The following is a 497-nucleotide window of genomic DNA, read 5'->3' as shown; positions in this document are numbered from 1 at the left end:
GGAAGCAGATCATATCCGAAATTGTGCATATGGTAGGTTGCCTGGTTTAAGGGTGACATCCACCCAACTGCTACATTAGCCTTATACATCAATTCTTGAGGCAGGTTGAACATTTGTCCAAATATCTGAGGATTTAAAAGCAGCCCATACAGACTGAACAAAAAAACGCTGATAACGCCCCAAAACTGTCCTTTGCGGATGTTGACCGCCAACATAATCGACACCATCAGCAGGGTATACAGCAGCATCAGCAGGAAGATTGTTCCCATGCACGCATACGGTGTGCTCATTTCAAGTGTTTTCACAAAAGCGGGTAGGGCAATAGCTTCTCCCGYACCTGAATATCCGAGCATCGCCGCCGTTTCGCTCCATTGGTCGCCAATGAACGAATTGTGCGCACACAGTGCGGAGGTTGCAAACAGGATAAACGCCATATACAATGCCGTCGCTAAGCAGATATATATGATTTGTCCCCAAAGCCATGCAGCACGTGTCGT

At 47.2% G+C, this 497-nt stretch carries 1 pseudogene; it reads right to left on the bottom strand.

From position 1 onward, the window contains the following. A pseudogene (locus tag CHK_RS16745) lies at positions 1–434 on the bottom strand (hypothetical protein); the annotation flags it as partial. Between the last annotated feature and the right edge of the window lie 63 nt (positions 435–497).

It is taken from the genome of Christensenella hongkongensis (genome assembly GCF_000981035.1).
Lineage (GTDB): Bacteria > Bacillota > Clostridia > Christensenellales > Christensenellaceae > Christensenella > Christensenella hongkongensis.
Note: the sequence above shows the minus strand (reverse complement) of the source record. Positions and strands in the feature narration are given on the sequence as shown.